The organism is Acidobacteriota bacterium (assembly GCA_035471785.1).
In the GTDB taxonomy this organism is placed as follows: Bacteria; Acidobacteriota; UBA6911; order RPQK01; family DATIPO01; genus JANQFM01.
Genome location: DATIPQ010000088.1, coordinates 26,686 through 33,092, shown reverse-complemented (window position 1 = coordinate 33,092; position 6,407 = coordinate 26,686). Strand labels below are relative to the sequence as shown.

General features: G+C 64.1%; 5 protein-coding genes and 1 pseudogene. 1 reads left to right on the top strand and 5 read right to left on the bottom strand.

The window, feature by feature from the left end; translation table 11 throughout:
• The 5 genes and pseudogenes from VLU25_12645 to mtnA form a co-directional block, all read right to left on the bottom strand.
• Nucleotides 1–1,482 (bottom strand): penicillin acylase family protein (locus tag VLU25_12645; GenBank protein HSR68778.1); only part of this gene is annotated, 1,482 nt, incomplete at its 3' end.
• Between the two features lie 221 nt (nt 1,483–1,703).
• On the bottom strand, nt 1,704–2,531 hold the full coding sequence (locus VLU25_12640; GenBank protein HSR68777.1) for an SRPBCC domain-containing protein: 828 nt from the start codon (nt 2,529–2,531) through the stop codon (nt 1,704–1,706).
• Nucleotides 2,528–3,175: a helix-turn-helix domain-containing protein gene (locus VLU25_12635; protein ID HSR68776.1), complete on the bottom strand. Its 648-nt coding sequence runs from the start codon at nt 3,173–3,175 to the stop codon at nt 2,528–2,530. Before VLU25_12635 ends, VLU25_12640 begins: the two co-directional genes overlap by 4 nt.
• Before the next feature lie 90 nt (nt 3,176–3,265).
• Nucleotides 3,266–4,354, bottom strand: coding sequence for a tRNA (adenosine(37)-N6)-threonylcarbamoyltransferase complex transferase subunit TsaD (gene tsaD, locus VLU25_12630; GenBank protein HSR68775.1), 1,089 nt, complete (start codon nt 4,352–4,354; stop codon nt 3,266–3,268).
• Between the two features lie 86 nt (nt 4,355–4,440).
• Nucleotides 4,441–5,472: pseudogene (gene mtnA, locus VLU25_12625) on the bottom strand (S-methyl-5-thioribose-1-phosphate isomerase).
• Nucleotides 5,473–5,549: 77 nt separating this feature from the next.
• Between mtnA and VLU25_12620 the strand changes: the two are divergent.
• Complete coding sequence (locus VLU25_12620; GenBank protein HSR68774.1) at nt 5,550–6,401, top strand: endonuclease/exonuclease/phosphatase family protein; 852 nt, start codon at nt 5,550–5,552, stop codon at nt 6,399–6,401.
• The last annotated feature ends 6 nt before the right edge of the window (nt 6,402–6,407 follow it).

The following is a 6,407-nucleotide window of genomic DNA, read 5'->3' as shown; positions in this document are numbered from 1 at the left end:
TTCCTCCACGCTTTCGGCCCGGGCGATGCGGAAGAAAGCTTCTCCCTCGCGGGTAGCCCCCCAGCCGGTGTACTGGACGCTGATGGCCGCGATGTCGACGGTTCCGAGAGGGACGCTGGGCAACTCGAAGTCGACGATGGGGCCGTTGTTGCGTCGCGGCACGATCAGCGTCACGGCACCCTCCAGAGCGCCAACCGCGGCCCGGGACACGTCGTCCTGGATGCCGCTGGTCGGGTCGTTGACATCGAAGCTTTGTCCCAAGGGTTCCACCGGCTCGATCTCGTCTCCGAAACGTGTGCCCATGATCTGGGGAAAGGCTCCCAGCGAGGGGAAGTTGACGACCAGCGTTTCCTGATAGACGTCGGTCACGTCCAGAGGATTGACGGTCGATCCCCAGCACATGACCTGGTTGCATCCCTGCACGAAGTTGGGAGCGCCCGGGAAGGTGACTCCGGCCACGTTCATGGCCCCCAGCGCGGGATCTTCAGCCACTTCGAGATGAGCTTCATAGAAAGTGGCCGGCGTATCCAGGGCCAGATGAGGGTCGTTGGCGAAGAGGGCGTTGCCGGTGGCGCTGTTGTCGGGTCCGATGAGCCACCAGTTGCTGCCTTTGGCGCGCCGGCTCAGGCTGAGCATCTCGCGCAACTCGGGCATGCCGTCCAGCTTGGACAGGTAGTTGCGCATCAGTTGCAAGGTCTGGGGACGGATGATCTCGCGCATCCGCTGGGCGATGGCCGTCAGGTCCCGGCTGGCGTCATCAGAGCGGCGGGCGCGGGTCGAGTCGCCGGCCAGTCCGGCCTCGGGGATGGAAACGGTGCCGTCCAGAGGCTCCACGCGGTAAGTGTCTTCAAAGAACAGCGCCGTGCCGTCGAAACCGCCTGCCTCGCCGGCCTCCTGAAAGGTCATCAAGGCCACGCTGCGGTCGATGTCGTCCAGGTCGAAGGAGAGTCCGAAGGCCAGCCCCTTGGCCACCGTCAGGGTGTCGAGCAGCGTCCAGGGCTCGACCGTGGCCAGTTCCAGCGCCGGGTATTCGGGGGGCAGCGGATTGCCTTCGTCAAGGTAGGCGTTGACCCCGTCGGCGTAGGCTTGCACCATCCGGCGCGTGCGGGGCGAGTAGGCGTCCACCGACCTCTCAGCCGCCCGCCGCAGACCCAGCGTGCGCAGTTGGATGTCCTGAGGCAAGGCGGCCTGACCCACCAGTTCCGCCAGGGTTCCGCTGAAGAGGCGGCGCGAGACATCCATCTGGAAGAGACGGTCCCGGGCGTGCAGGTAGCCGATCATGAACATGCCGTCATGATCGTTTTGAGTAAAGATGTGGGGGACGTTTTCCTCGTCCCGCACAACCCGCACGGCGGCCCTCAACCCCTGCAGTTCCTGGGGCGTCATGACGGTTCCGGCCTGGGCTGAATCGTCCTCCCAGTAGAGGAAGACAGAAGCGGCCAGAGTCAGGACCAGAACGGAAACGATGATTCTTTGAAGCATGATTCTCCTTCGGACACCTTAAGAGAGAACCGGTTCGGCAAGCCCGGAAGCCGAGTCCCGGTTTCGCTCACATCAGAATGCTTGAGAGCGCTTCAATGGTAGCACCCGAAAGAGCTGTCGACTAGGCTGTGCAACTGCCAACTTCCAAAGCTAACTGCCAGGCGCGAAGAGTGCGTTGAAGCAAGGGAGCTGATCCGATGCGCCTGTCGACCGCCTGCTGGCTAAGCGCCCGCGGCAGAAGCGCTGAGGTACTGTGAGAGGCGGTCCAGGATCGGCTCCAATTCCTTTCGCAAGTCCTGCATGGCGGACTCGGAGAGGCTCCAACTGACGACGTGAAGGCCCGCCATGGGGCGGCCGGGGCCGGCCGAGAAGCACTTCAGCGCCAGGGCGCCGTCGATTTCATCCCAGGAAAGCTGGATCTCGCGTCCGCTGTCGGCCAATACGCGTCCGCTGAGTGCGCGTCCGCCCTTCAGACCCAACTTGCAAGCCTGGCCCAACTCTCCGATCCGGCCTGAGTCGATCAGCCATTCCTGCAGATGCTGCTGCCGGCGCAGAAAGGGAGGCAGTTGGGGAATGGGCAGCGGACTGGGCCGGGCCGCCATGAAGTTGCGCTTGCTTTGCCCGTAGTGCCGCTCCAGGTAATGGCGCATCAACGCCAGGGCCATGCGCCAGCCCGAATCGATGCCCTCGTATTCATCCTCCCAGCTCTCGCCCTCGGCGAATCCCGAGTTGACCAGACGCAGCTTGGTGACCCCGCCCTGGCTGCTGATGTCGATTTCCAGCAGTCCGCTGCGTTGCTCGTGCTCAAAGCCGAGGACGAAACGCCTCTCGGGATCGGCTTCCACCACCTGATAAGGGATCTCCATTCCGAACTCGTCGAAGCACCATGTGAAGACGGTTCCTTCCCGAGGCTCGCCCTCGGCCCGGTCCACGAACCAGTTGGAAATGTGGTCCGGATCGGTCCAGGCCTTCCACACCCGCCGGGGTGAGGCCGAAGTCGTGATCTCCTGCTCTACGATGCGTTCTTTCTGCTTTTGGCCGTTGCTCATGGTTGATCCTTTGCTTGGTTGGTCTTGGCGGGCTTCACCGGCGGCGCCGGGTGGCAGCCCAGGAAAAGCCGGTATGGACGGCCCTGGCCGGGGCCGCCGTCGGGGGCTCGGTCGGGAGCCGTAAAGCGCCCGATCACTTCGGTTACGGCATCCTGCAAGGCCTCGGTAAACTGCTGCCGCTGGCGCGGATCGCGAAAGCGGATGGAAGCCGAAAGGGACAAGGTCGGCAGGCGTTTTCCTTCTTTTTCCGCGGCCTCCATAAGGACGCTCAGATCCTGTTGGGCCTGGCTGGTCAGGGCCAGCAGATAGCCGGCGCTGAAACGGTCTTGCTCCTCCTGGGGCAATGCTTTAAGCGGACCCAGCACCTGGGGCGCCAGCACGTAGGCGCGGGCGGTGGCCTGATAGCGCTGCTCCACCAGGTTGCGCTTGAGGCGCCGGCCGGCCCGGCGCAAGAAGCGGGCCTCTTCCAACTGCCTGACGTGGTAGTTGACCTTCTGACGGGGCAGACCCATCTGCTCTGCGATGGCCGCCGCTGATTGGGGAGTGCGGGCCCGGCACAAGATCTCCAGCCGCAAAGGCTGCAACAAGACCCCCGCCCGCTGGACCTCTGAAATGCATTCTACGTCTGCTGGTGCCGTGTTCATGAAGATTATTATTTTCTAGAAAAAAATATTTGTCAAGAGGAGGCCGGAATTTTGCGGTTCGGAGTTTGCAGGTTGGGGATTGCCTGCGGCTCAGAGGCGCAGGCTGGGATTGGCTTTGAGGTTCCAGTCGTCGCGCTGGCCGGCGGCCAGGCGGCGGTATCCGGCGGCGGCGATCATGGCGGCGTTGTCTGTGGTCAGGGGCGGAGAGGGGAAGTAGACGGGCAGTCCGCGCTGTTGAAAGAGGCTGCGGGCTCGCCGGCGCAATTCGGAATTGCAGGAGACTCCGCCTGAGATGTGGACGGAACGGACCCGGCGTCCCGAGAGGAAATGCTGGAGGCGGTCCAGCAACTGGTCGACCACGGCTTTCTGAAAGCTGGCCGCCAGGTCGAGAACCGACTTGGGCAGTTTCTCGGGGTCGTCGGCCTGGTCGGCAGTCAGGGGCGTCAACTTTTGGCGCTTGACGTGGCGCAGGGCAGCCGTCTTGAGTCCGCTGAAGCTGAAGGAGTGGCTGCCGTCGCCGATCTTGGGCAGGGTGAAGCGGACTGCCTGGGGATTACCGCGGCCGGCCAGCCGCTCGATGACGGGTCCGCCCGGATAGCCCAGCCCCAGCAGCTTGGAAAGCTTGTCCAGCGCCTCTCCGGCGGCATCGTCCAGGGTGCGGATCAGCAACTCGGACTGAAAGCCGGCCGCTTGGCCGCCTTCCCGCGCTTCTTCTCCCCCTCCCTCCTTCAAGTAATAGAGGTTGGTGTGGCCGCCGGAAACAACCAGGGCCAGGGCCGGGAGTTCGGCTTTGGGGTGCTCCAGGAAGATGCTGGCCAGATGGCCTTGCAGGTGGTTGACGCCCAGCAGGGGAATGTCGAGGGCATAGGCCAGGCCTTTGGCGTAAGCCAGTCCAACGAGCAGGGCCCCCATCAGTCCCGGTCCGCGGGTCACGGCGATGCCGTCGAGGTCTTGGAAACCCAGCGGACGCCCCTCTCGGGCGGCCTGGCGGAAGCACTCCTGCACGACCACCACGATGTTGTCGACGTGCTCGCGGCTGGCCAGTTCCGGAACCACCCCGCCGTAGTGGTGATGGACGTCGATCTGCGAGGCCACCGCGCTGGAGAGGATGCGGGTGCCTTCCTGCAGCAGGGCGGCAGCCGTCTCGTCGCAGCTCGATTCCAGGCCCAGGACGATCATGCTTCGGAAGCGCCGCCGGCCCCCTGTACCTCAGCCGCTGGCCGGGCTGCCCCGCCTTTGCCGGCCCGCCGCCGTTCCTGGGCCCTCGAAACCATTTCCGCCAGCGACTGAATGTAGGGGGCGCGCGCCACGCCTTCCTCGGTGATGATGGCCGTCACCAGGTGGTTGGGGGTCACGTCGAAAGCCGGATTGCGCACCCCGATGTTCGCCGGGGCCACGCGCTTGTCGTTGATGTCGGTGACCTCGCGGATGTCCCTCTGCTCGATCTCGATCTCCTTGCCCGTGGGGGTGCGCAGGTCGATGGTGGAGGTGGGTGCGGCCACGTAGAAGGGGATGCCGTGTTCCTTGGCCAGCACGGCCACCGAGTAGGTCCCGATCTTGTTGGCCACGTCTCCGTTGGCGGCGGTGCGGTCGGTTCCCACCACTACGGCCTGCACCTCTCCGTGCTGCATGAAGTAGCCGGCCATATTGTCGGTGATGAGATCGCAGGGGATGTTCTCTTTCATCATCTCCCAGGCGGTGAGGCGGGCGCCCTGCAGAAAAGGACGGGTTTCGTCGGCGAAGACGCTGATGTTCTTGCCCGACTCCACGGCCGCCCTGATCACCCCCAGCGCCGTTCCATAGCCGCCGGTGGCCAGGGCTCCGGCGTTGCAGTGAGTCAGCACCCGGGTGTCGGAAGCCAGCAATTCCTGCCCGTAGTGCCCCATGCGGCGGTTGATCTCGATGTCCTCCCGCAGCACCTCGATGGACTCTTCGCGCAAGGCCTCCTGGATGTCTTTCAGGGGCTTTTCTTTGATGTCCTGGAAGAGGGCCTGCATGCGTTCCACGGCCCAAAGCAGATTGCGGGCGGTCGGACGGGTGTTGACGGCTTGGCAGATGCGCTGGAACTCTTCCTCGAGGTTGTCCTTGCTGGTCAGGTTGCGTACCCCGAGGGCGATGCCCATGGCCGCCGCCACCCCGATGGCCGGCGCGCCGCGGATGACCATCGACTTGATGGCCTGGCCCACTTCCTCGGGTGTCCTGTAGGTGTTATAGATCTCTTCGCCTGGAAGCAGGCGTTGATCGATCATGACGACGCCTTGGTCGCTCCATTCGATGGTCTTCACGTTGTATGACATAGCGCTGGAATGATAGTGCAAATCGCCTCAAAGTGGTAGTGGACGCTTGGCAGAGGCACGTCCGGTAAGATGAAAGGATGCGGATAAGACTGGCGGTCGTGTGGGCGCTGTTTCTTTCTCTCGCCGGAGCCGCCCGCGCCCAGGACGGCTCAGCGCTGGAGCCCTTGATCGAGGAGGGGAGCTTCGCCTCCGGCGTGGCGCCGCTCAGCCCCGATCGGCTGCGCCTGCTCAGCTACAACCTGCACGGACCGCCGGGCCACCGCATCGAGGAAATTGCCGAGGTGCTGAAGTCGCATCCGCGCCTGAGCGAAAGCCTGGTGCTGGCGCTGCAGGAAGTCAACCGCTTTCACCAGGGCTCGGACAATGAGCATGTAGGACGGCTGCTGGCCCGCCACCTCAACATGCACTTCGCCTACGCCGCCGAATTGGCCCATGACGAAGGCGGCGGTGTACGCGGACTGGCCATCCTGAGCCGTTTTCCCCTTTCCCAGGTCAGCCGGGTGCTGCTTCCGGTTGAAGGACCCGGCGGACGCCGCCGCATCAGCCTGGGAGCCACCGTCGACGTGGGCGGACGCCCCTTGAGGGTCTACACGACCCACCTCGAAACGCGCATCTCGGCTGAGGAAAGGGCCCGCCAAATCGAGGGCATGCTGGAGGATGCCGCCCGCTACAAAGACATCCCCACCGTCATTCTGGGCGACTTCAACACCTTCGCCAAAGAGCATACTCAGACCATGTTCGAACTCATGGAGGCGGCCGGCTTCACCTGTCCCTTGGCTGGAGACGAAAACACCTTTCGGGCCTATATCTTCGTGCGCATGAAGTTGGACTGGATCTGGCTCAGGGGGGTAGAGGCCGCCAAGGCCGAAGTGGAAGGCGATGTCTCGGCTTCCGATCATCGGCCGCTGTGGGTCGATCTCAAGTGGTGAGGATCG

Coding starts and splice junctions, on each gene's coding strand:
- VLU25_12640 (HSR68777.1), bottom strand. CDS start 2,531: ATGAGCAACGGCCAAAAGCAGAAAGAACGCATCGTAGAGCAGGAGATC.
- VLU25_12635 (HSR68776.1), bottom strand. CDS start 3,175: ATGAACACGGCACCAGCAGACGTAGAATGCATTTCAGAGGTCCAGCGG.
- tsaD (HSR68775.1), bottom strand. CDS start 4,354: ATGATCGTCCTGGGCCTGGAATCGAGCTGCGACGAGACGGCTGCCGCC.
- VLU25_12620 (HSR68774.1), top strand. CDS start 5,550: ATGCGGATAAGACTGGCGGTCGTGTGGGCGCTGTTTCTTTCTCTCGCC.